This is a genomic window from Pantoea sp. S18, from assembly GCF_045689705.1.
Taxonomy (GTDB): domain Bacteria; phylum Pseudomonadota; class Gammaproteobacteria; order Enterobacterales; family Enterobacteriaceae; genus Pantoea; species Pantoea symbiotica.
Genome location: NZ_CP142688.1, coordinates 473,187 through 494,330 on the forward strand (window position 1 = coordinate 473,187; position 21,144 = coordinate 494,330).

General features: G+C 57.3%; 20 protein-coding genes and 1 tRNA gene. 5 read left to right on the forward strand and 16 right to left on the reverse strand.

The features are described 5' to 3' along the window. The first annotated feature begins 168 nt into the window (after window positions 1–168). Both VIJ98_RS02055 and VIJ98_RS02060 read left to right on the forward strand, forming a co-directional pair. Complete coding sequence (locus VIJ98_RS02055) at window positions 169–1,092, forward strand: TIM barrel protein (protein ID WP_323272037.1); 924 nt, start codon at window positions 169–171, stop codon at window positions 1,090–1,092. 10 nt (window positions 1,093–1,102) lie between these two features. Continuing rightward, window positions 1,103–2,272 carry a Gfo/Idh/MocA family oxidoreductase gene (locus VIJ98_RS02060; protein ID WP_323272039.1) on the forward strand — a complete coding sequence of 390 codons (1,170 nt, stop codon included), beginning with the start codon at window positions 1,103–1,105 and terminating at the stop codon, window positions 2,270–2,272. A gap of 96 nt (window positions 2,273–2,368) precedes the next feature. Here the strand turns inward: VIJ98_RS02060 and VIJ98_RS02065 are convergent, their stop codons facing one another. From VIJ98_RS02065 to nac, 6 genes are all read right to left on the reverse strand, one after another. Next, window positions 2,369–3,106 carry an amino acid ABC transporter ATP-binding protein gene (locus tag VIJ98_RS02065; RefSeq protein WP_008106948.1) on the reverse strand — a complete coding sequence of 246 codons (738 nt, stop codon included), beginning with the start codon at window positions 3,104–3,106 and terminating at the stop codon, window positions 2,369–2,371. 9 nt (window positions 3,107–3,115) lie between these two features. After that, window positions 3,116–3,871: an amino acid ABC transporter permease gene (locus VIJ98_RS02070; RefSeq protein WP_154154573.1), complete on the reverse strand. Its 756-nt coding sequence runs from the start codon at window positions 3,869–3,871 to the stop codon at window positions 3,116–3,118. A gap of 5 nt (window positions 3,872–3,876) precedes the next feature. Continuing rightward, a complete protein-coding gene (locus tag VIJ98_RS02075; protein WP_154182578.1) occupies window positions 3,877–4,572 on the reverse strand; it encodes an amino acid ABC transporter permease in 696 nt (231 codons plus the stop codon). 26 nt (window positions 4,573–4,598) lie between these two features. Further along, window positions 4,599–5,351, reverse strand: a complete 753-nt coding sequence (locus VIJ98_RS02080; RefSeq protein ID WP_008106954.1) for an SDR family oxidoreductase — start codon at window positions 5,349–5,351, stop codon at window positions 4,599–4,601. A gap of 112 nt (window positions 5,352–5,463) precedes the next feature. Then, on the reverse strand, window positions 5,464–5,880 hold the full coding sequence (locus tag VIJ98_RS02085; protein ID WP_323272043.1) for a biotin/lipoyl-containing protein: 417 nt from the start codon (window positions 5,878–5,880) through the stop codon (window positions 5,464–5,466). A gap of 109 nt (window positions 5,881–5,989) precedes the next feature. Further along, a complete protein-coding gene (gene nac / locus VIJ98_RS02090; protein ID WP_049851333.1) occupies window positions 5,990–6,913 on the reverse strand; it encodes a nitrogen assimilation transcriptional regulator NAC in 924 nt (307 codons plus the stop codon). Window positions 6,914–7,399: 486 nt separating this feature from the next. Between nac and VIJ98_RS02095 the strand changes: the two genes are divergently transcribed. Then, the gene (locus tag VIJ98_RS02095; protein WP_008106959.1) at window positions 7,400–8,602 is read left to right on the forward strand and encodes a pyridoxal phosphate-dependent aminotransferase; all 1,203 of its coding nucleotides are present in this window, start codon (window positions 7,400–7,402) and stop codon (window positions 8,600–8,602) included. A 36-nt stretch (window positions 8,603–8,638) separates the two neighbouring features. Here the strand turns inward: VIJ98_RS02095 and VIJ98_RS02100 are convergent, their stop codons facing one another. From VIJ98_RS02100 to VIJ98_RS02115, 4 genes are read right to left on the reverse strand one after another with little or no spacing between them, the layout of a single operon-like run. Beyond that, window positions 8,639–9,409 (reverse strand): 5-oxoprolinase subunit PxpA, encoded by a 771-nt coding sequence (locus VIJ98_RS02100; RefSeq protein ID WP_323272045.1) that lies wholly within the window; start codon window positions 9,407–9,409, stop codon window positions 8,639–8,641. A 20-nt stretch (window positions 9,410–9,429) separates the two neighbouring features. Next, a complete protein-coding gene (locus tag VIJ98_RS02105) occupies window positions 9,430–10,416 on the reverse strand; it encodes a biotin-dependent carboxyltransferase family protein (protein WP_323272047.1) in 987 nt (328 codons plus the stop codon). Further along, the gene (gene pxpB / locus VIJ98_RS02110) at window positions 10,413–11,123 is read right to left on the reverse strand and encodes a 5-oxoprolinase subunit PxpB (RefSeq protein WP_323272049.1); all 711 of its coding nucleotides are present in this window, start codon (window positions 11,121–11,123) and stop codon (window positions 10,413–10,415) included. Before pxpB ends, VIJ98_RS02105 begins: the two co-directional genes overlap by 4 nt. Before the next feature lie 2 nt (window positions 11,124–11,125). Next, complete coding sequence (locus VIJ98_RS02115; RefSeq protein ID WP_154154558.1) at window positions 11,126–11,965, reverse strand: transporter substrate-binding domain-containing protein; 840 nt, start codon at window positions 11,963–11,965, stop codon at window positions 11,126–11,128. A 270-nt stretch (window positions 11,966–12,235) separates the two neighbouring features. On the opposite strand from VIJ98_RS02115, the gene VIJ98_RS02120 reads away from it, so the two are divergent. After that, entirely contained in the window at window positions 12,236–13,156 is a 921-nt protein-coding gene (locus VIJ98_RS02120) for a DMT family transporter (RefSeq protein WP_154154555.1), read from the forward strand. Between the two features lie 389 nt (window positions 13,157–13,545). On the opposite strand, the gene VIJ98_RS02125 is transcribed toward VIJ98_RS02120, so the two are convergent. From VIJ98_RS02125 to aspA, 6 genes are all read right to left on the reverse strand, one after another. After that, window positions 13,546–14,241, reverse strand: coding sequence for an RraA family protein (locus tag VIJ98_RS02125; protein WP_154154552.1), 696 nt, complete (start codon window positions 14,239–14,241; stop codon window positions 13,546–13,548). Window positions 14,242–14,682: 441 nt separating this feature from the next. Continuing rightward, a tRNA-Phe gene (locus tag VIJ98_RS02130) sits at window positions 14,683–14,758 on the reverse strand. Window positions 14,759–14,866: 108 nt separating this feature from the next. Further along, window positions 14,867–15,445 (reverse strand): transcriptional regulator, encoded by a 579-nt coding sequence (locus VIJ98_RS02135; protein WP_323272052.1) that lies wholly within the window; start codon window positions 15,443–15,445, stop codon window positions 14,867–14,869. Between the two features lie 66 nt (window positions 15,446–15,511). Next, window positions 15,512–17,212: a protein-disulfide reductase DsbD gene (locus tag VIJ98_RS02140; protein ID WP_323272054.1), complete on the reverse strand. Its 1,701-nt coding sequence runs from the start codon at window positions 17,210–17,212 to the stop codon at window positions 15,512–15,514. Between the two features lie 83 nt (window positions 17,213–17,295). Beyond that, window positions 17,296–18,597: an anaerobic C4-dicarboxylate transporter gene (locus tag VIJ98_RS02145; RefSeq protein ID WP_154154544.1), complete on the reverse strand. Its 1,302-nt coding sequence runs from the start codon at window positions 18,595–18,597 to the stop codon at window positions 17,296–17,298. A 117-nt stretch (window positions 18,598–18,714) separates the two neighbouring features. Beyond that, window positions 18,715–20,151: an aspartate ammonia-lyase gene (aspA, locus tag VIJ98_RS02150; RefSeq protein WP_008104424.1), complete on the reverse strand. Its 1,437-nt coding sequence runs from the start codon at window positions 20,149–20,151 to the stop codon at window positions 18,715–18,717. Window positions 20,152–20,526: 375 nt separating this feature from the next. Here aspA and VIJ98_RS02155 point away from each other — a divergent pair, with 375 nt between their 5' ends. Next, entirely contained in the window at window positions 20,527–20,979 is a 453-nt protein-coding gene (locus VIJ98_RS02155; RefSeq protein WP_036648355.1) for an FxsA family protein, read from the forward strand. The last annotated feature ends 165 nt before the right edge of the window (window positions 20,980–21,144 follow it).

Sequence of the window (21,144 nt, forward strand, 5' to 3'; positions counted from 1 at the left end):
GGCGCCATTTATGGCGACCAAACGGTGTCAATGCTGGAATTGATAGATAATCTATCATTATTGTGATAATAAATAACTTGATCGTTATCAAAAAATGAATATTTCATGGTTGTTGATGATGAAATATTTATTTGATACTTGCGCTATCCACTATCGCAAGGAACGATCATGACTATTCATATTGCTAACGCGCCCTGTAGCTGGGGCGTTGATGACCCGAAAAATCCTTTCCTGCCACTGTGGCAGAAAGTCCTGAGTGAAGCGTCACAGGCCGGTTACAAAAGCATTGAGCTGGGCCCGTGGACCTATCTGCCGGTTGAACCTGCCGAACTGCGTCAGCAGCTGGAAGCGCATGAACTGTCGCTGGTGGCGGGCACCATTTTTGATGATTTGGTGAGTGAAGCCAATTTCCCGGCGATGGTTGAGTTGACGCACAACATTTGCCGCAACTTGTCTCTGGTGCCAACCGCCACCAAAACCCATGCGGACAACAAACCTGCGCCTTATCTGGTAATTATCGACTTCGGTAATCCAGAACGCGCCAAATACGCCGGTCAATCCGACAAGGCGCCGCGCCTGTCAGAAGAAGAGTGGCAGCGCATGATGCAGCACATCACCACGCTGAGCCAGATTGCCTGGAACGAATATGGCGTGCGCGCGGTGATCCATCCGCATGCCGGCGGCTGCATTGAGTTCGCCGACGAGCTGCAACAGCTGGTGGAAGACATCCCGCACGAAGTCGCCGGTTTGTGCCTCGATACTGGGCATTTGTACTACTCCGGCATGGATCCGATTCCTTACCTCAGCCGCTACTGGGATCGCATCGATTACCTGCACTTCAAAGACGTTAACGATGCGGTGTGGCGCGACGTGATTGCACGCGGCGTCGATTTCTTTGCTGCCTGCGCAGAAGGCGTGATGTGCCCGATTGGCAAAGGGGCGATTGATTATCCGGCGGTGCGCGCCTTCCTGGCAGAGCGCAATTATCAGGGCTGGATCACCGTCGAGCAGGAGCGCGATCCGCGTGATGCCGACACCAGCCTGCGTGACGTCACCGCCAGCCTGCACTATTTGCAATCGGTCGGATTCTGAGGAGAACAGCATGATTAACGGCATTAAAGCTTTGGATCGCTCGCTGCGCTGGGGCATGGTTGGCGGCGGCGGTACCAGCCAGATTGGTTACATTCACCGTTCGGCGGCCACGCGTGACAACAACTTCACGCTGCTGGCGGGCGCGTTCGATATCAACGCCGAGCGCGGCCGCGCCTTTGGCACCTCGCTAGGTATTGACGCCGATCGCTGCTATGCGGATTACGAAACGATGTTTGCGGCAGAAGCGGCGCGTCCGGACGGCATTGAAGCGGTGTCAATCGCCACGCCAAATAACACGCACTTCACCATCTGCCGCGCCGCGCTCAATGCGGGTTTGCATGTGGTGTGCGAGAAGCCGCTGTGCTTCACCGCCGCCGAAGCCGATGAGCTGGAACAGCTGTGCGCGGAGAAGAAGAAAATCATCGGTGTGACCTACGGTTACGCCGGACATCAGCTGATACATCAGGCGCGCGAGATGATTGCTGAAGGTTTGCTGGGCGAGATCCGCATCATCAACATGCAGTTCGCGCATGGCTTCCATAACCAAGCGGTTGAATTGCAGAACGAAAGCACCAAGTGGCGCGTCGATCCGCGCTTCGTCGGGCCGAGCTATGTGCTGGGCGATTTGGCGACGCATCCGCTGTTTATCGCTGAAACCATGGTGCCGCATCTGCAGGTGAAACGCCTGCTGTGCAGCCGCCAGAGTTTTGTCAAAACCCGTGCGCCGCTGGAGGATAACGCCTTCGTGATGATGGAGTACGACAACGGCGCGGTCGGCACCATGTGGGCGTCGGCGGTGAACTGCGGTTCGATGCACGGCCAGAAAGTGCGGGTGATCGGCGAGAAAGCCAGCCTTGAGTGGTGGGACGAACAGCCGAATCAGCTGCGCTATGAAGTGCAGGGCGAGCCGGTGCAGATTCTCGAGCGCGGCATGGGTTATCTGCATCAAAGCGCGCTGGCGGACGACCGTATTGGCGGCGGGCATCCGGAAGGATTGTTTGAAGCCTGGTCCAATCTTTATCGCCGTTTTGCGCTGGCAATGGATGCTACCGATCGTGGCGATCAGGCGTTCCTCAAGGATTTCTGGTATCCAGGCGCGCATGCCGGTTTGATGGGCGTGCGTTGGGTAGAGCAGTGCGTGAAATCCGCCGATGCGGGTGCGGTGTGGGTGGATTGTTGAGATTGGTGCGGTGGTTGGCAAGGTCGCCATGAATGGCGGCCCTACAGAGGGTAGGTGCGGTTATTGGCCAGGTCGCCATAAATGGCGACCCTACAATTAATGTGAACGCAAATCGCTGAGGAAGCGCTGTGCGCGCGGGTGCTGCGGTTGGGTGAAGAACTGTTCCGGCTGTGATTTTTCCAGAATCTGTCCCTGATCCATAAACCAGATGGTATCCGCCACTTCACGGGCAAAGTTCATCTCGTGGGTGACGCACATCATCGTCATTCCTTCCTGCGCCAGACCGCGCATCACCGACAACACTTCGCCGACCATCTCTGGATCGAGTGCCGAGGTCGGTTCATCGAACAGCATCACCGGCGGCTTCATCGCCAGCGCACGGGCAATCGCCACGCGCTGCTGCTGGCCGCCAGACAGCTGCGCCGGATAGGCATCGGCTTTATGCGCTAAGCCGACGCGTTCCAGCAATTCACCGGCCTGACGACGCGCCTCGCTGCGCTTCACGCCCAGCACTTTCATCGGCGACATCATGATGTTCTCGGCCACCGACACATGCGGGAACAGGTTGAAGCTCTGAAACACAAAGCCGATGCGCGTGCGCAGTTGATTGAGGCGCGTGCTGCTGCCGTGAATATCGGTGCCATCAAACACGATCTGGCCGTCATCGATGGGTTCCAGGCGGTTAACGGTGCGGATCAGCGTCGATTTTCCCGAGCCGGACGGGCCGCACACTACCACCACTTCACCGGGATTAATCTCGGCGCTCAGGTTGGTCAGCGCCTGATACGCGCCGTACCATTTGTTGACCTGATTAAACATGATCATCGGTCCCATGCGGTTTCCTTATTGCGAAGAGGTTTTAGTCAGCATCACCGCGGGTGCCACGCTGGGCGTTGGCTGCGGCGGTTGACGACGTTTCTGCGCAATGTGCGCTTCGAGTTTATTGGCCAGCCAGGTGAGGCTGAAGCAGATGAGGTAATAGCTCAGCGCCACAATAGCGAACACCTGGAACGGTTTGGTCAACAGCTGATTGCTCACCTGATTGGCGGCAAAGGTCAGCTCCGGCACGTTGATCACGTAGCCGAGCGTACTGTCTTTGATGATCGACACCAGTTGGCTAACCAGGCTGGGTAAGGTGTTGAACAGCGCTTGAGGCAGAATCACCAGACGCAGGGTTTTCAGGTGGCTCATGCCCAACGCGCGCGAGGCTTCGTATTGGCCGTGCGGCAACGCCTGAATGCCGCCGCGCACGATCTCCGCAATATAGGCACTTTCATAGATCACCAGCGTACACAGCATGGTGGCGAAGCCGCTGATGTTGTGGCCAATCAGCAGCGGCACACAGAAGTAAGTCCAGAACACCACCATCATCAGCGGGATGCCGCGCAGCAGGTAAACCCAGCCGGTGGCGGGCCAGCTCAGCCAGCGCCACGGCGACAGCCGCGCCAGGCCTAGCAGCACACCAATCGGAAACGCCAGCAGCACCGCCAGCACCGAGATCAGCAGCGTACAGAGCACGCCGCCAATCGGACCGTTCGGGTATTGGCCCATCAACAGCAGCATGCCGTTGTCATGCAAAATGGTGAAAATCTCAAACATCGCCATTACCTCGCATAGACGCGCTGGAAGCGGCGGGCCAGCAGCGCGCCAAGGCCCATCAGCAGCAGGGAGAAGAACAGATAGCCCACGGTCGCCACGATGTAGGATTCGAAAGTACGGAACGTTTGGTTCTCAATATCGCGCGTCACATAGGTCAGATCCGCCACGCCAATCACCATCGCCAGGCTGGTGTTTTTAAACAGCAGCACCGTGTGGTTGATCACTGCGGGCAGCGCGTTGCGAATGCCCTGCGGCAGAATCACGCCGCGCATGGCGCGCACGTAGCTCATGCCGAGTGCGCGCGCGGCTTCGTTCTGGCCGTCGGGAATGGCGCGCAGGCCGCTGCGGATATCTTCGGAGAAGTACGCCGCCTGGCACAGGCCCAGCGCGGTGAGGGAGAACAGGAACTCGGCGTTGTAGTTGTTGATCCACATCTGCAGCGCTTCCGGCAGCAGCGTGGGAATGGCGAAGTACCACATCATCAACTGGATCAGCGTCGGCACATTGCGGTGATAAGAGACATAGGCTTTGACCAGCCCGACCGCGATGCGGTTTTCAGTCAGACGGATCACCACCAAAAGCAGCGCCAGCACCATTGCCAGCAGCCAGGCACCCAACGCCAGTTCAAGGGTGATCACCGTTCCGTCAACGATCATCTGGCCGTATTGGCCGGTTATCACACTGCTGAAATCGAGAGCCATTCTGTTACCTCATGGTCGCAAATTACTTACGCGCTGTGGTCGCCCGGTCGCATGGTGGAAAGACCGCCCGGCACCTGCAGCGTTGGGGTGATTTCGATGTTGCCGATATTCACCGCCAGCGGTGCCGCGAGCGCGAAGGCGACGCAGTCGGCGATATCTTTGGCCTGCGGCAGTTCGAAGCCATCAATGAAGCGGCGGCGCGCCTCTTCGTGATCGCCTGACACGTTGCCGAAAATATCGGTGGCGACGCGGCCCGGACAGATTTCGGTGATGCGCACGCGTGCGCCGTAGCAATCGACGCGCAGCTGGCGCGAAAGGGCATGCACACCGGCTTTAGTGGCGTGATATACCGAGTTGCCGTTGAAGTTGTAGATGGCAGCAATCGAGGTGATGTTGAAGACGTGGCCGCGATCGCGTTTCACCATGCCCGGCACCAGCAAACGGCACAGATGCAGCACCGCGCGCAGATTGACGTCGACCTGGGTTTCAATCACGTTCTCGTCGGCATCAAGGATCGATCCCGGATGTGACAGGCCCGCGTTGTTGACCAGAATGTCGATTTCGAGATCTTTGCACAGCGCGGTCAGCGCGTTGACGTCGCTGACATCCACCGCGTGCGGAATACAGCCGGTACGATCGGCCAGCGCCGCCAGCTGCTCTTTACGGCGCGCCACCGCGTGCACGGTGATGCCCTCTTTGCACAAGCGCTCAACGATCGCTTCGCCCATTCCCGCGGATGCGCCGGTTACCAGCGCGGTTTTGTAATCTGAAAATGGCATCTGCCTCTCCTCGTTATGGCGTCTTTTGACTGTATGCAGTTATGCCGCAAGGGCATAAGACATAAAAATTTTGAGGCAATAAGCGCCCCTTATAACCCTGTTCGCCCGCCATTTATGGCGACCGAAACGTCAACACGTCCTCGTCATACTCCACCGCAGACGAATGCTCTGCGGCGAACGACTGCACCGTGCCATTATCCGGACTGATCACCGGCACATACAGCGGGCCAACCTGCACCAGCGCCACCACCTCACCGGCTATGATCTGCTGGCCGGGCGCGACAAAATCCTGCTGGCTATGCGGATGGCGGCGCAGCAGCGTGCCGGGCATCGGGGCGCCGATGCGTTGCGTGATGGGGAGGATTTCAGCGGCGGGAACCGTGGCAGGCTCGGGCGCGGCGGGCGTGGCGGCGAAGGTCAACCGTACCGACCAGTGCTTGCCATCGAGCGCCAGGCTGTTTAGCCCGGAGGATTGCATCTTGCGTGCCAGCGCGCGCAGCGTCGGCAGCGGTATTGCGGTTTTATCCATGGAATTCCCGTCAAAGCGAAACACGCCCGCCACAGCGGGCAAAATCGTAATCTAGCGCGTTCGCAATACGGGCAGTAAGAGGGTTTCGCTTTGCGGCAATAAGCGGGACTTATCCCACTAAGGTCAGTGGATGATTCTCAACGTTGCGGCGCGACATCAGCGACAGTAGGATCGATTTCACCGCTTCGGCCGGCTGTGACAGCGGCAGATGATCCGACATGCAGAACGACAGCGACACCTGCACATCCGGATCGACGATCTTCGCCATCCACGCATCGCCGCTTTTCAGCATCGCGCGCGCAGCAGATTCCGGCATGATGGTGGTGCCAAGTCCGGCGCTCAGGGCGGCATTCAGCGTGGTTTGTGACTCGATCTCGCATTTCACGCGGTACTGCAGATTGTTGTGTACGAAGGCATCGTCGAGCACTTTGCGCATGATGTTATAAACGCGCGGCAGGAACAGATCGTATTGCGCCACCTGCGCCAACGGGATCTCTTTCACCGGTTGCGCGAGGCTGAACGGGCAGACGAAGTAGAGATCCTCTTTCATCAGCGGCATAAAGCGCAGGCCGTGAATGGTGCGGTGATCGTAAATTACCGCCATATCCATGCGGCCATTCATGATCAGTTCGCTTAGCGTGGTGCCGAAGTTCTCATTGAAGTAGAGCACGATGCCGGGATGCTGTTGCTGCACTTCCATCATCAGCGGTAACGCGAGGTTTTGTGCGGCAGTGCCCGGCGCTAAGCCCACTGAGACGCTGCCGCTCAGCGAAGCGCCAACCAGCTCAATGGCGCTTTGTGCCTGCTCGCACTGGCGCAAAATCGCCTGCGCGTGGGAATAGAGCGTTTTACCGGCTTCGGTCGGCGTCACGCCGCGCTTGGTACGAATGAGCAGTTGCTGATTCACTTCCCCTTCCAGCGTAGCCAGCTGCTGGCTCAGCGCGGGCTGGGCAATATGCAAAATATCGGCGGCCTGGGTCAGGCTGCCTACATCAACAATTTTAACAAAGTACTTCAGGCGACGAAGATTCATGAACGCTTCCTCCAACAGAACGCATAGCGGGTATCAAGCAAACTTGATGCCAAAATAAGCTTTCGCGAGTGAACTCAGACAGGAGGGTAGAGCCACAGTGCCTCCTAAGGCCGATGCTGAGTTGGACAGTTGCCGAGACGGCGAGGGTAAAACAGCGACCTTTGCACTGGTATGGTGCGATTCACTCATTAGATTTGGCGATGATGGGAGTGAGTAAACGGGCATTGCGCGCTGTTAACCGGCACTCAAAGTAACACTCTATTAACATTGCGTCAGGCGCTGGCGCGTGACCTGCCGCGCATTTCCACATCAGGCTCGCCACCTTTATGGCGAAAGTGTGCGGTCGGTTCAGTCATCGCTTTGTGTTATATCACCACAACAAAGCACTATTAACTGCCGCTTCGGGCAAAAACCTATCCTCTGGTACACGTCGTGTTTGCAGCTTGCTGCAAGCCGTTCATGCTGACACTGAGCCAGGATTAACCCATGCCCGAGATAGCCGATCGATTAAAGAATGTCACCGTTTCTGCCTCTGTTGCTATGACCCAAAAGGCCCGCGATCTCGCTGCGCAGGGCATTGATGTGGTAGCGCTTTCAACCGGTGAACCCGATTTCCCCACGCCACCTCACGCGATTGAAGCCGCTTACGCCGCCGCGCGCGCCGGAGATACGCGCTATCCACCTACCGACGGCACGCCAGCACTGCGCAAGGCGATCCAGCTGAAGTTCAAACGCGATAATCAGCTCGATTACGACGTCAGCCAGATCCTCACCGCCGGCGGCGCTAAGCAGATCATCTTTAACGCGATCCTCGCGACCATTAATCCGGGCGATGAAGTGGTGATCCCGACGCCGTCGTGGATCAGCTATGCCGATATCGTCAAATTCGCCGGTGGCGTTCCAGTGGCGCTGCCGTGTGCGCAGGAGAACGGCTTCAAGCCGCTGCCTGCCGATTTAGATGCTGCCATCACCGACAAAACCAAATGGTTGCTGCTCAACTATCCGAGCAATCCCACCGGTTCGGTGGCGACCAAAGCGGAGTTGCACGCGCTGGGCGAGGTGCTGTTGCGCCATCCGCAGGTGTGGATCATGACCGACGATATCTACGAGCACCTGATTTATGACGATGTGCGCTTTTATACGCTGGCGCAGGTTGAGCCGCGCCTGGTTGACCGCGTGCTGACGGTGAATGGCGTATCGAAAGCCTATTCCATGACCGGCTGGCGTTTGGGCTTTTGCGGCGGCCCGGCGCCGTTGATCAAAGCGATGAGCAACGTGAATACCCAGAACAGCGGTGGCGTTTGCACCTTAACCCAGGCAGCGGCGGTGGCGGTGCTGGAAGGCCCGCAGGATCTGCTGCAGGAGCGCGCGCACATCTATCGTCAGCGCCGCGATTACGTGCTGGAACGCCTGACGTCGATTGACGGCTTGCGCTGCCATAAACCGCAGGGCGCGTTTTATCTGTTTGTGAATATCGCGGGTTACATTGGCAAAACCAGCGCCGGTGGCCGGTTGATCACTAATGATGCCGATTTTGTGCTGGCGCTGATTGAGGAGCAGCACGTGGTGACGGTGCAGGGCGCGGCGTATGGCATGAGCCCGTTTATCCGCTTGTCGTATGCCACGAGCATGGAGCGGTTAGAGACGGGATGCGATCGCATTGCGGCGTTTTGTGGTGGCTGCGTTTGATGTCCAGGTCGCCATAAATGGCGACCCTACAAAACATCATTGCGCGATAACTTCTGAGGCTGGGGCGACCTGATGGCCGCAGGCTTCGATTTCGCTGCGCACAATGGTGGCGAGCACCAGCGAACCTGGCGTGTCGCTGTGAACCAGAATCGAGCGCGCTCGCACTGCAATCTCTTCACCTTCAATCGTTGTTACCGTGCCATGCTGCAAAAACTGGCGCACGCGGGCGCGCAACGTGGTTTCCTCTTTGATCACCGCACCGTTAATGCCGCGCGGCACCAAACGGCCTTGCGCGTCATAGGCGCGGTCCGCCAAAAACAGCGTCAGCGTTTTCAGGCCAGCCGCCTGCGCGGCGGTTTCGATGATGGTATCGGGCTGGGCGAAGATGATCAGATCGCTATTGATGCGCGCCACTAATTCCATCACCTGTTGCGCCAGCGCGGCATCGCGGTTGACGATGTTGCCCATCGCGGCGTGGAAACTGAAGTGGGAAACATAGGTGCCTTCCGCGCGGGCAATCGCCGTGAGCGCACCGAGCTGATAGGCCACTTGCTGGCAAATCTCTTCGGCGCTAAACGGCAGTTCGCGACGGCCAAAACCCTGACGATCCGGCAAGCCTGGATGCGCGCCAATCCCTACGCCGTGTGCCTTCGCCAGCCGCACCATGTTGCTCATGATCGCCGGATCGCCCGCGTGAAAGCCGCAGGCGATATTGGCGGATGACACCACTTTCATCAGCGCGGCGTCATCGCACAGCTGGTAAACGCCGAAGCCTTCGCCCATATCGGAATTCACATCTATCTTCATGCCTGGTTTCCTTGTGCGGATTAAACGGTAAGCGCTTTACGCAGTGGCTGGCAGCTGAGACGCAGGCGGCTCAGCCAGCGCGTGACTTCCTGTTCGATGGCGATCGCTTCACGCACATCGCTCTGGATCAGCTGGATCGACTGGCCCGGCAGCACTTGCCCCAGCCGCCACAGATCCTGCTCGATCACGCCCGCGATCTTCGGATAGCCGCCAGCGGTGTTGGCATCGCTCAGCTGGATGATCGGTTCGCCGCCCGGCGGCACCTGCACAATGCCGGGGATCAGCCCGTAAGATCGCATCTCAACAGCTTCTGACGGGAAGATCGGATCGCCTGAAAGCCGATAGCCGGTGCGATTGCTTTGATTCGATACCTGCCACGACTGCTGCCAGAAACGCGCGGCATCGGCGGCAAACAGCGGGTATTCGCCGGAGGGAATGGCGCGCAGCTGAATGTCTCCGGCGCTGTTGCGGGGAAAACAGGCGCGTAATGCGCTGTCTGGCGGTTCAATGCCGATGCCGCTGTGGGGAAGTGCCGGGCTGCGACTTTCGCCGAGCGCCAGCCGATCGCCGCGCTGTAGCGGGCGTCCTTCAACGCCGCCAAAGCCGCCGCGCAGCGCGGTACTGCGCGAACCGAGCACCAGCGGCACATCGATGCCGCCAGCAATACACACATAGCCACGCGCGCCGCTGCGTGGATAACGCAGCTCCAGCACTTGCCCGGTACGCACGCTGCAGCCCCACCACGGCGGCAGCGGAGTACCATCCAGCGTGGCGCGGCAATCGGCACCGGTCACCGCGATGCTGCTGTTTTGCAGAAAACGCAGGCGGAACGGAAACAGCTGCACTTCAATCGCCGCTGCATTTTCGTCGTTGCCGAGCAGGAGATTACCGGCACGCAGCGCCAGCGGATCCATTGCGCCGCTCACCGACACGCCCATGTGGCGATAGTTGAAGCGACCTAAGTCCTGCACCGTGTTCAGCGCACCGCTCTGTTCAATCTCAATCACAGCTCTATCCTCTGCGGCAGAAAACGGATGCGATCGCCCGGTGCCATCAGCGCGGGCGATGCGGCCAGCGGGTCAAACACTGCTAGCTCGGCAAAACCAATCGCGTTCCAGCCGTTCGGGCCGGTCAGCGCCGAGACGCCCGCCTGTGCGCCGCCGATGGTGACGGTGCCTTTCAGCATGCTGAGCGACGGCACTTTCTTGCGCGGTGTTGCGAGAAGCGGATCCAAACCGTGCAGATAACCGAAACCCGGCGCGCTGCCCAGCGCAAATACCGTGTATTCGCTTTGATGATGCAGGCGCACCACTTCGCGCGGGCTTAAGCCGGTATGGCGACATACCGCCTCGAGATCGGTGGCATGTTCACCGCCGTAATGCACTGGGATTTCAATCAGTTTGCCCTGCGGACTGATCGCCTGCGCCTGATCCCAGGCAGCATGCAGCTGCATGCGCACGGCGGTTTCATCGGCTGGAATATGGCGAAATAGCACCAGCAGGTTGGTGACGCCGGGGATCAGCGCTTCAATTGCTTCATCGGCATGCAGCAGGCGCGCCAGCGACCAGATGCGCCGCTGCGCCGGGAGATCGAAACCGCCAGGCGCTTCCACCAGCCACGCGCGTGCGCCGATGGTGGAGAGCTTGATATCAGAGGAGCAAGCCAGCGCGGGGGCGCTGGCGGGCTGAAGAGCAGAGTGCGACTTCACGGGCATGGTTATTCCAGCGGTTCAAATTTCAGACTGGAGAGCGGCTGTACGCGCTCTTCGCGCACCATTTTGTATTCGGTGTTGGGCCCAATCCACGTATCCCAGATTTTGTCGATGGTGCCGTCATCGTCCATCGCCTTCAGGCTGCTGTTGACGCTGGCCAGCAGCGCCGGTTCATCACGCTTCATGCCGACACCAATCGGCTCCAGCGCCATCGGCTCTTTGATCATCGCCAGATTGATGCCGTCTTTTTTCGCCTGCGAAATGGTTTTGATGCCGGTCATGGTGTTGGTGACGAAGCCGACTGATTTGTTCTGCTCCAGCGCGAGGAAGGCGGAGGCCGAATCCTGGAAGGTCACCGCTTTGCCGCCTTTGATGTGGATCGACTGCTCAGAAGTGGTGCCTTTGGTGGCGCTGATGCGTTTGCCCTGGAAATAGCTCAGCGGCTTGTCGGCCAGCGGCGCTTTCACCAGCAGCATCTCTTTGGCGACGTAATACGGATCGCTGAACTGAATCTGGTTGCCGCGAGTTTTGGTGTAGGCAAGGTTAGCGATCAGCACGTCGGCGCGACCGGTGGCAATCACCGCAATACGCGCTTCCACCGAGGTGGGCACCAGCGTCAGTTTGACGTTCATCTGCTTCGCCAGTGCGTTGCACAGATCGATATCCATGCCCGCCAGCTGGCGCGTTTTCGGATCCGGGGAAGAGAAGGGCGGCACGTCCGAATAGACCGCGCACTTTAGCTCGCCGCTGGATTTGATGTTCGCCATCATGTCTGCATGAGCAGCCGAAATAGCCAGCAGCGGCAGCATTGCCAGCCCGATGGTGGTACGTCTTTTCATGGTCATGTGAACTTCCTCAATGATGAATACCACGGCGTCACCGGGACGGAGCGCCTGATTTCTCGCTTTTCTGGACTATAACGGCTTTGTTTTCAGACGAAAAAGAGGGAAACCCTGTCGTGCAATAGCAAAAAAATATGGCTAAGTGGCGCATAAGTTCTTTCTATTCGGGCAGAGCAAAAAAGTGTTATCCAGCGCACACTTTTCTCGCCAGGCTGGTCGCATGTCCTCTCGGCAGTCCCGCCGATTGCATGTGGTAGAGAGAAGTGAAAAAGCATGAATGCCCGATTAGGCGTGTTATTGAAGATAGTGGCCGCGCTGTGCGCCACCTTGATGCTGGCGTGTGTGAAGGGGCTAAACGGTGCCATTCCCACCGGCGAAGTGATTTTTTTCCGCAGTTTTATCGCGCTGTTTCCGCTGCTGATTTGGCTTAAAATGCAAGGTAACGTGCTGGAAAATCTCAAGACGCGTAATCTGTTTGGTCACTTTATTCGTGGCTTCTCCGGCACCGGCGGCATGTATTTTAACTATCTGGCGCTGGTGTATATCTCACTCGCTGATGCCACCGCGCTGAGCTATGCCGCGCCGCTGTTTACCGTGATCATGGCGGCAATGTTGCTGAAAGAGCGGGTGCGGGTTTCGCGCTGGATCGCGGTGGTAGTGGGATTGTCCGGCATTCTGATTATGCTCTCATCAAGCCTGAGCGCCAGCGGCGCGCTGTTTTCTCAAGGTGCCAGCAACGCGACGGCGAGCCTTGGCGTGGCATTTGCGCTGATTGCGGCGCTGTGTTCCGCGACCTCTAACGTGCAAATCCGCTTCCTCAACGGCATCGAAAAGCCGGGCGCGATTGTGTTCTATTTCTCTGTAATGACGACCCTTATTGGCCTGGCGACGGCGCTGTTTGGCTGGAGCAAACCCAGCTCCATACAGCTGTTATTGCTGGTGGGCTGTGGCCTGTTTGGCGGGCTGGCACAGATTCTGGTTACGCTTAGCCTGCGTTACGCCGATGCCTCACTGCTGGCACCGTTCGATTACACCACGCTGGTGTGGTCGATGCTGATTGGCTATCTGTTCCTGAACAGCCTGCCGGGCAGCACCACCTTGCTGGGCGCATCGATTGTGGCGCTGGCCGGGATTTTTGCGGTGTGGCGTGAAAATCGGCAGCGTAAGCTGGCGATGGTGAGTAACACGCCTTAATGGCGTGGTGCCGCTCAGTTAAGCGCAGAGCGACTTTCGTTCGCCATGTGCTTATGCAGTTGCAGCACCTCGGTGCGGCGACCGAGCAGAGAGCGCCTGGCCGCGCCCTCTGCACTCCCGGGCCTTGCGCCAGCCCAACCCGCCGCTGCGCGGTACCTTCACTCATTCACGATTCCTGACGGACCGGTGTCGATTCGCTCCTGCTCAGCGCCACCTCTCGCCGCATCCATGCGGCTCGCCCTGGAATCCCTCACTCGTTCAGCGGGTTAGGATGTCGCCTCAACACCCGCGCTGCAGCAGCAGTGCGTATTCTTAACTCACAATCGTTGTAGGGTTGCCATTTATGGCGACCTGGTGCGCATAAATGCGCACCCTACGACGGCGAAAGATTAGCGGAATACATCATCAATGATTTCAACCTGCTTGGTGCGCAGCGTCTCGTCCAGCCAGCTGCGTTCCAGCGCGCCGGTTTTCGCCAGCTCGAAGTTGTGTTCATCAACAATGAGATACGCCTGCGCCGCTTCGAGAATGCGTGCGGCATCCTGGCGAGGAATCACAATCACACCATCCGCATCGCCCAGTACGATATCACCCGGCGAGACGTGAATTTTACCGCAGGCAATCGGCACGTTGATCTCGCCCGGACCATCCTTGAACGGGCCGCCCGGCGTGTGACCGGCGGCGTAGATGGGGAAGTCCATGCGTGACAACCCTTCGATATCGCGGACCGGGCCGTCCAACACAATGCCTTCCATACCGCGCTGTTTGGCATAGGTCGCCATCACTTCACCCATCAGCGACTGACTGCGATCGCCTTCGTTCGACAGAATAATCACATCGTTTCGGCCCGCCATATCCAGCGCTTTATGCAGCATCAGGTTGTCGCCGGAACGCGCTTTAACCGTCACCGCCAGGCCACACATGATCGTCTGGCGCGGCGCGGTTTTCAGACTGATCTCCGCAGACAAGGCGGGCAAGCGGCTCATGCAATCCGCTACCACCGCCGCCGGTAAACGGCGAAAGGCTTCCAGCAGCGGTTCGGCATCGGCGGGACGGCGTAAATAGATTCGGTTTCCTGCGCTCATGGTTATTTTCCTGTAGGGAGTGATTTAATTAATCGAATCGTGTTTCTGAATAAATAATTAAATATGAAAGTAAGTAATTTTATTTTTCGTTTTGATTAGTCATTACTTAAATGATTAGAGCGTTAAGCTAACAAGCTGAATCAGCAGGTGATTACTGGTATGAGATTAAGCTTACGCGATTGCGCAGGTGTTACGTATGGGATGTTACGGCTAACCGAGGCAGGATCACGAATTAATATTTAGGGTGGGTTTAAATCACTGATAATTAATTTTATTGGATTTTATTATGAGGGGATAGATTAAAAGTATTAGCTGGGGATAAATAGATTGGCATCGATTAATGCTGGATAATAATAGTGTAGGGAAGGAAAGGAGACGGTGGCTGAGATTAGCAAATGCAGAAAAGCAAAAACCCAGCCATAAGCTGGGTTTTCAGAATGTTGGTGCCCGGACGCGGAATCGAACCACGGACACGGGGATTTTCAATCCCCTGCTCTACCGACTGAGCTATCCGGGCAACGGGGCGCATTAAACCCTAATGGCTTATCGTCGTCAACGGCTTTCGTCAAAAAAGCGTAGCAATCGTGATTGATTGCTTGCTTTTCAGACAAGATGGATAAAAAGGCTACGCCAGCGCACCATTTTTGCGGCACAGCGCGATGCCGAGTACATCTTCCGCCAGACGGCGCGCCGTCGCCACATCCTGCACGTTACGTTTCACCAGCAGTTTGCTCAGGCAACCTTCCAGAATCAGCTCCATCTGATCGGCCACCATGGTGGGATTATCCAGCGCTAAATCGACCAGAATTTCATGGGTAAATTGCCAGGAACTACGCTTTTGCTGTTCGGCTAGCTGATGCACCGGCTGATCGGGTTGCGGATAGAAGCTGCAGGCGGCGATAAACAGGCAGCCGGGAAAGCGGCCTTTGCTGACGTGTTCACTCAGCACTTCATAGCGGGCTAACAGCTTTTGTTCGGCGCTGAGATGTTCATTGAGCTGCACCTGACGACGCCAGCTATCAATCTGCTGGCCGTGATAGCGCAGCGCGTCGTACAGCAAGGCATCACGATCGGGCCAGAAACGCGTCAGCTGTTCCGATTCAAGACCGGTTTCGCCAGCTAGCTGGGTCAGGGAAGTGGTGGCGGCCAGGCCGCTCTGTTCGAGCACATTCAACGCATGCTCGAGTATTTGTTCACGTTGCAAGTGACTCTCCTCTGGAATGCGGGCCCACTCGCGGACGAGCGGGCAGTGTTCTGTTGACAGTGTCGTTTAACGTGACAAATTCTGCAAATGCGCACGGAAATCGGCGGCGTTGAGGAAGCCGGTGACGCGCGAATCGGGGATCTCTTTGCCTTGCGCGTCGAAGAACAGAATGGTCGGCAAACCTAAAACCTGCAGATGCTGCAACAGCGCGTTGTCCTGCGCGTTATTGGCGGTGACATTGGCTTGCAGCAGTTGCACCTGACTTAATGCGTTACGCACACCTTCATCGCTGAAGGTGTATTTCTCGAACTCTTTGCATGCCACACACCAGTCGGCATACAAATCGACCATGGTGATGCGGCCTTGCGCCTGCTGCAGCGCGCTGTCGAGCTGCTCGCTGCTGTTGATGGTTTGGAACGGCAGATGCGCCACGGCTTGCGCGCTGGTGCTGCTGCCAAACGCCCAATCCTGTAGCGGGCGCGCACTGACCAGCGCGGCGGCGAGCATGATGATCTGCAGCACACGCCATTTACCGCTGGCGCGCAGGCTAAGGCTGAATGCCCAGGCAAAAAACGCCACGCCGAGCAGACTCCACAAACGGATGCCCCACAGATCGCCAATCACGCGTTCCAGCAGGAATACCGGCAGCGCCAGAATCACAAAGCCAAAACCTTCTTTGACGGTTTGCATCCACGGCCCGCTTTTCGGCAGCAGTTTGTTGCCAAACATGGTCACGGCAATCAGCGGCAGGCCCATGCCGAAAGCATACAGCCACAGCGTGCCAGCACCGGCCCACAGATTACCGCTCTGCGCGATATACAGCAGAATGGCGCTGAGCGGCGCGGTGGTGCAGGGCGAGCAGATCAAACCCGCCAGCGCGCCCATCATAAATACGCCGGGCAGCGATCCACCTTGCTGGCGATTGCTCCACAGCGTGAGGCGCGTTTGCAGGCTGGCAGGCAATTGCAGCGAGAACAGGCCAAACATCGACAGCGCCAGCACGATAAACAGCGCCGACAAGCCTATTAACACGTAAGGATGCTGTAGCGCCGCCTGGAAGCGTAATCCCGCCGCGGCGACCACCATGCCGAGCACGGTGTAGGTCAGCGCCATACCTTGCACATAGACCATCGCCAGCGCGAACAGTCGCCCCATCGAATAGCGGCGCGGGCCACCTAAAATGATGCTGGAGATCAGCGGATACATCGGCAATACGCACGGCGTGAAAGCGACGCCAATACCAATCAGCAGCGCCCACAGCGGTGAAAACGGCAGCGGCGTGCTGTTTTTGGCGGGCTGCGCGCTGACTGCGGGCGCAGCCTGATTGGCGGCAACCGCGCTCAGCGGTACGGCGCGGGTTTCAGGCGGATAGCAGAAACCGGCGGCGGCGCAGCCTTGATAGGTGACGGTGACGGTCGCGCCGGCATCGGCCTGGCGCAGCGTGATCGGCAGTTGCAGATCCTGCGGGTAGATTTCACTTTTGCCGTAGAACTCATCTTCGTGCGGCTGGCCTGGCGGCAGCGTGAGTGGATCAATTTGCGCTTTTTGCGGCGTGACGTGGATTTGCTGGCGATAGAGATAGTAGCCATCCTTCACTTTCCAGCTGAGCGTCAGCTGATTGCCCTGCTGCGAGAAATCGAAGCCAAACGCCTGATCAACCGGTACAAAGCGGCTGTTGTTGTTCGGGGAGAAGAGTGAGGCTTGTGCCGAAAGGCAGAAAACCAGCGCCAGGCAAAAGCCGGCAAGGCGAAAAAGTCGTGCAGCCATAGCGAATGAATGAGCTCCGGTGGCGAATAGGCCGCGATAATAGCACGACCGCTTCGCCACGAGGTTTTCAGGATGTAACGGCGCTACAGAATCAGGCTGCCAAACAGGAAGCCGAACGCCACCGAGAAGGCAATCGCCAATACGCCGGGAATAATAAAGGAGTGGTTAAACACAAACTTGCCGATACGGGTTGAACCGGTGTCATCCATTTCGACGGCGGCCAGCAGGGTAGGATAGGTCGGCAGCACGAACAGCGCGGAAACCGCCGCAAAAGAGGCGACGGCGGCCAGCGGCGAGACGCCCAGCATCAACGCGGCAGGCATTAACGCTTTGGTGGTGGCGGCCTGCGAATAGAGCAGCGTAGCGGCGAAGAACAGCACCAGCGCCAGCATCCACGGATAACCTTGCAGCATATCTCCGGCTAACGCCTGAATATCGTTAAGGTGCGCTTTGACAAAGGTATCGCCCAGCCATGCCACGCCCATCACGCAGATACAGGCGCTCATGCCCGATTTAAAAGTGCTGGCGCTGAGGATTTCACCGGTATCGACTTTGCAGGTCAGGCAAATTAGCGTGGCAACGGTCAGCATAAACACCACGATAGCTTCGTTGCGTGGCAGCACCGGATTGGTGATCAGGCCGACGCTGTCGCTAATCGCCGTGGCGTAGAGCACCACGGCGGCGATGCCGATCAGGAAGAGGAAGACAGCACGCTTTGCGCCTGGTTTGATGTCATAAACCTGCTCGCCGCGCAGTTTCACTTCTCCTTTTGCTAAACGCGCCTGGTAAACCTCATCATCCTTAAGTTCTTTGCCGAGGAAGCTGGTGATGATGGCGGCGCAGAAGATTGCTGCCATGGTAGAGGGAATCGCGACACCTAACAGCGCCAGATAACTTACGCCGCGCGGTTCAAGAATGGAGGCGAAAAACACCACTGCCGCAGAAAGCGGCGACGCGGTGATGGCAATCTGCGAGGCGACAACCGCAATCGACAGCGGACGAGAAGGGCGCACGCCTTGCTCTTTCGCCACTTCAGCAATCACCGGCAAGGTGGAGAATGCGGTGTGACCGGTGCCGGCGAGCAGCGTCATGACGTAGGTGACCAGCGGCGCGAGGAAGGTGACATAGCGCGGATGACGGCGCAGCAGGCGCTCGGCCAATCCCACCAGATAGTCGAGACCGCCAGCAATCTGCATCGCGGCAATCGCGGCAATCACCGCCATGATAATTTCGATCACATCGAAGGGAATCGCACCGGGCTTTAAGCCGCAAATCAGCGTCAACGCCAGCACACCTAAACCGCCCGCGAAACCGATGCCGATGCCGCCAAGACGCGCACCGAGCCAGATCGCCAGCAGGACAATAACTAACTCCACTACTACCATTCGTTCCGCTCCCTGAGCCGTGGATCAATTTCGACTCTTAAAGTTGTAGCCGCCAAAATGAAAAAAGCACGCCGCATTGTATACGGGCGTGCTTTTGGCAACTTGATCCGGAACGGATTACTGTTCGTTTTCGTCGGTGTAGCGTTTGGCTTTATATACCGGATGCATCAGGTTCTGAATGGAGAAAATATCGTCCAGTTCGGTTTCCGTCAGCAGGCCGCGCTCCAGCACTACTTCACGTACGCTCTTGCCGGTTTCGGCACAAATCTTACCGACGATGTCGCCGTTGTGATGGCCGATGTACGGGTTGAGGTAAGTGACGATACCAATCGAGTTGAACACGTAAGCTTCACACACCGCTTTGTTGGCGGTGATGCCGTTAACGCATTTTTCCAGCAGGTTGAAGCAGGCGTTCGTCAGGATGCTGATCGATTCGAACAGCGCCTGGCCAATTACCGGCTCCATCACGTTGAGCTGCAGCTGACCGGCTTCTGACGCCATGGTGACGGTGATGTCATTGCCGATCACTTTGAAGCACACCTGATTCACCACTTCTGGCACCACCGGATTCACTTTGGCGGGCATGATTGATGAACCGGCCTGCAGTTCTGGCAGGTTGATCTCATTCAGGCCGGCGCGCGGACCGGAAGAGAGCAGGCGCAGGTCGTTACAGATTTTCGACAGTTTCACCGCCAGACGTTTCAGCGCCGAATGCACCATCACGTATGCGCCGCAATCGGACGTGGCTTCAATCAGATCTTCTGCAGGTACCACCGGCAGATTACTCACTTCTGCCAGACGCTGTACCGCCAGCTGCTGGTAGCCATCTGGTGTGTTGAGACGCGTACCGATGGCGGTCGCGCCAAGGTTCACTTCCAGCAGCAGTTCGGCGGTGCGCAGAATGCTGCGGGTCTCTTCATTCAGCAGCACGTTAAACGCGTGGAACTCCTGGCCGAGCGTCATCGGCACCGCATCCTGCAGCTGGGTACGGCCCATTTTCAGGATGTTTTCGAACTCAACCGCTTTGCGCTGGAAGCCTTCGCTTAGCTGGTTGATGCCGTCGAGCAGTTTCAGGATCGAGGCGTACACCGCGATACGAAAACCGGTTGGATAAGCGTCGTTGGTGGACTGACACTTGTTCACGTGATCGTTGGGATTGAGGTACTGATATTCACCTTTCTGATGGCCCATCAGCTCCAGACCGATGTTGGCCAGCACTTCATTGGTGTTCATGTTGACCGAGGTGCCCGCGCCGCCCTGATAGACGTCAACCGGGAACTGATCCATGCATTTACCGTTATTCAGCACTTCATCACAGGCCTGAATAATGGTGTTGGCGATATTGCGGGGAATGGTCTGCAACTCTTTGTTGGCGAGCGCGGCTGCTTTCTTCACCATCACCATACCGCGGACAAACTCCGGTATGTCGCTGATTTTACTATTACTAATATAGAAGTTTTCAATCGCACGCAGAGTATGAACACCGTAGTAAGCGTCTGCCGGAACTTCGCGCATGCCTAACAGGTCTTCTTCGATACGAATGTTGTTCGCCATGATTACCTTCTTATTATTGCTGCCTGGTTACTGCCGGGCGTCCGGATGGACGGGCGGCAATTAACGTGCAGGTGAAGCGATTATATTGTCGTGGAATGTCAGCGCCGACATATTATCCATCTTCGCGCTGACGGGCACGATCATATTCTGATGTTACAGAATTGTTTGTGCACAGATCACTTTACGGGCTTTTACAGGCCCAGCGGTAATAACGATATGTGATGTACTTCGCAATTTTAAGTCAGTGGGAAAAAAATGGCAGGATCGGTTGAAAATGCCGGTGCAAATGCCCATCTCTATCAATACGGTCCTACAGACCATCCCTTTCTGCTGCCTGGCAATTTGCGGGGCAGCTCCAACTCACAGGAGAATTCGGTGCGCTGGTTACCGTTAGTGATTTTTTTTGTTTTGGCCTGGATTGAAATCTCAATCTTCATTCAGGTCGCGCATGCGCTGGGCGTGCTGCTCACCATGCTGCTGGTGATCTTCACCTCGTGTATTGGTGTGTCGCTGGTGAAAAATCAGGGCATGAAGAACTTCCGGCTGATGCAGGAGAAGCTGGCGCGTAACGAAAGCCCGGCGGCTGAGATGACCAAAAGCGTTTCGCTGATCATCTCCGGCTTCCTGCTGCTGTTGCCCGGTTTCTTCACCGACTTCCTCGGTTTACTGCTGCTGTTGCCGCCGGTGCAGAAGCATCTGACCTTGAAACTGATGCCTCATCTGCGCGTGTGGCGCGGACCGGGCGCCGGTCCGGATGCCGGTTTCACCGTGGACGGTGAATACGAGCGTAAAGATCAGGACCGAATTGGTCACGATAAGGACCAATAAATTCATCAAGGCGGCGCAAGCCGCCTTTTTGCTGCATTTTTCACCATCTGTTGCAGAAACGAAAATATTTATATTTTTTGCCCTTGAAAGCCCACTTATTGCCCCTATCTCTTCCAGCACGAGGCCGGAAGCCATGCAGTCCGGTTCAACCCCAAAAAATGAATG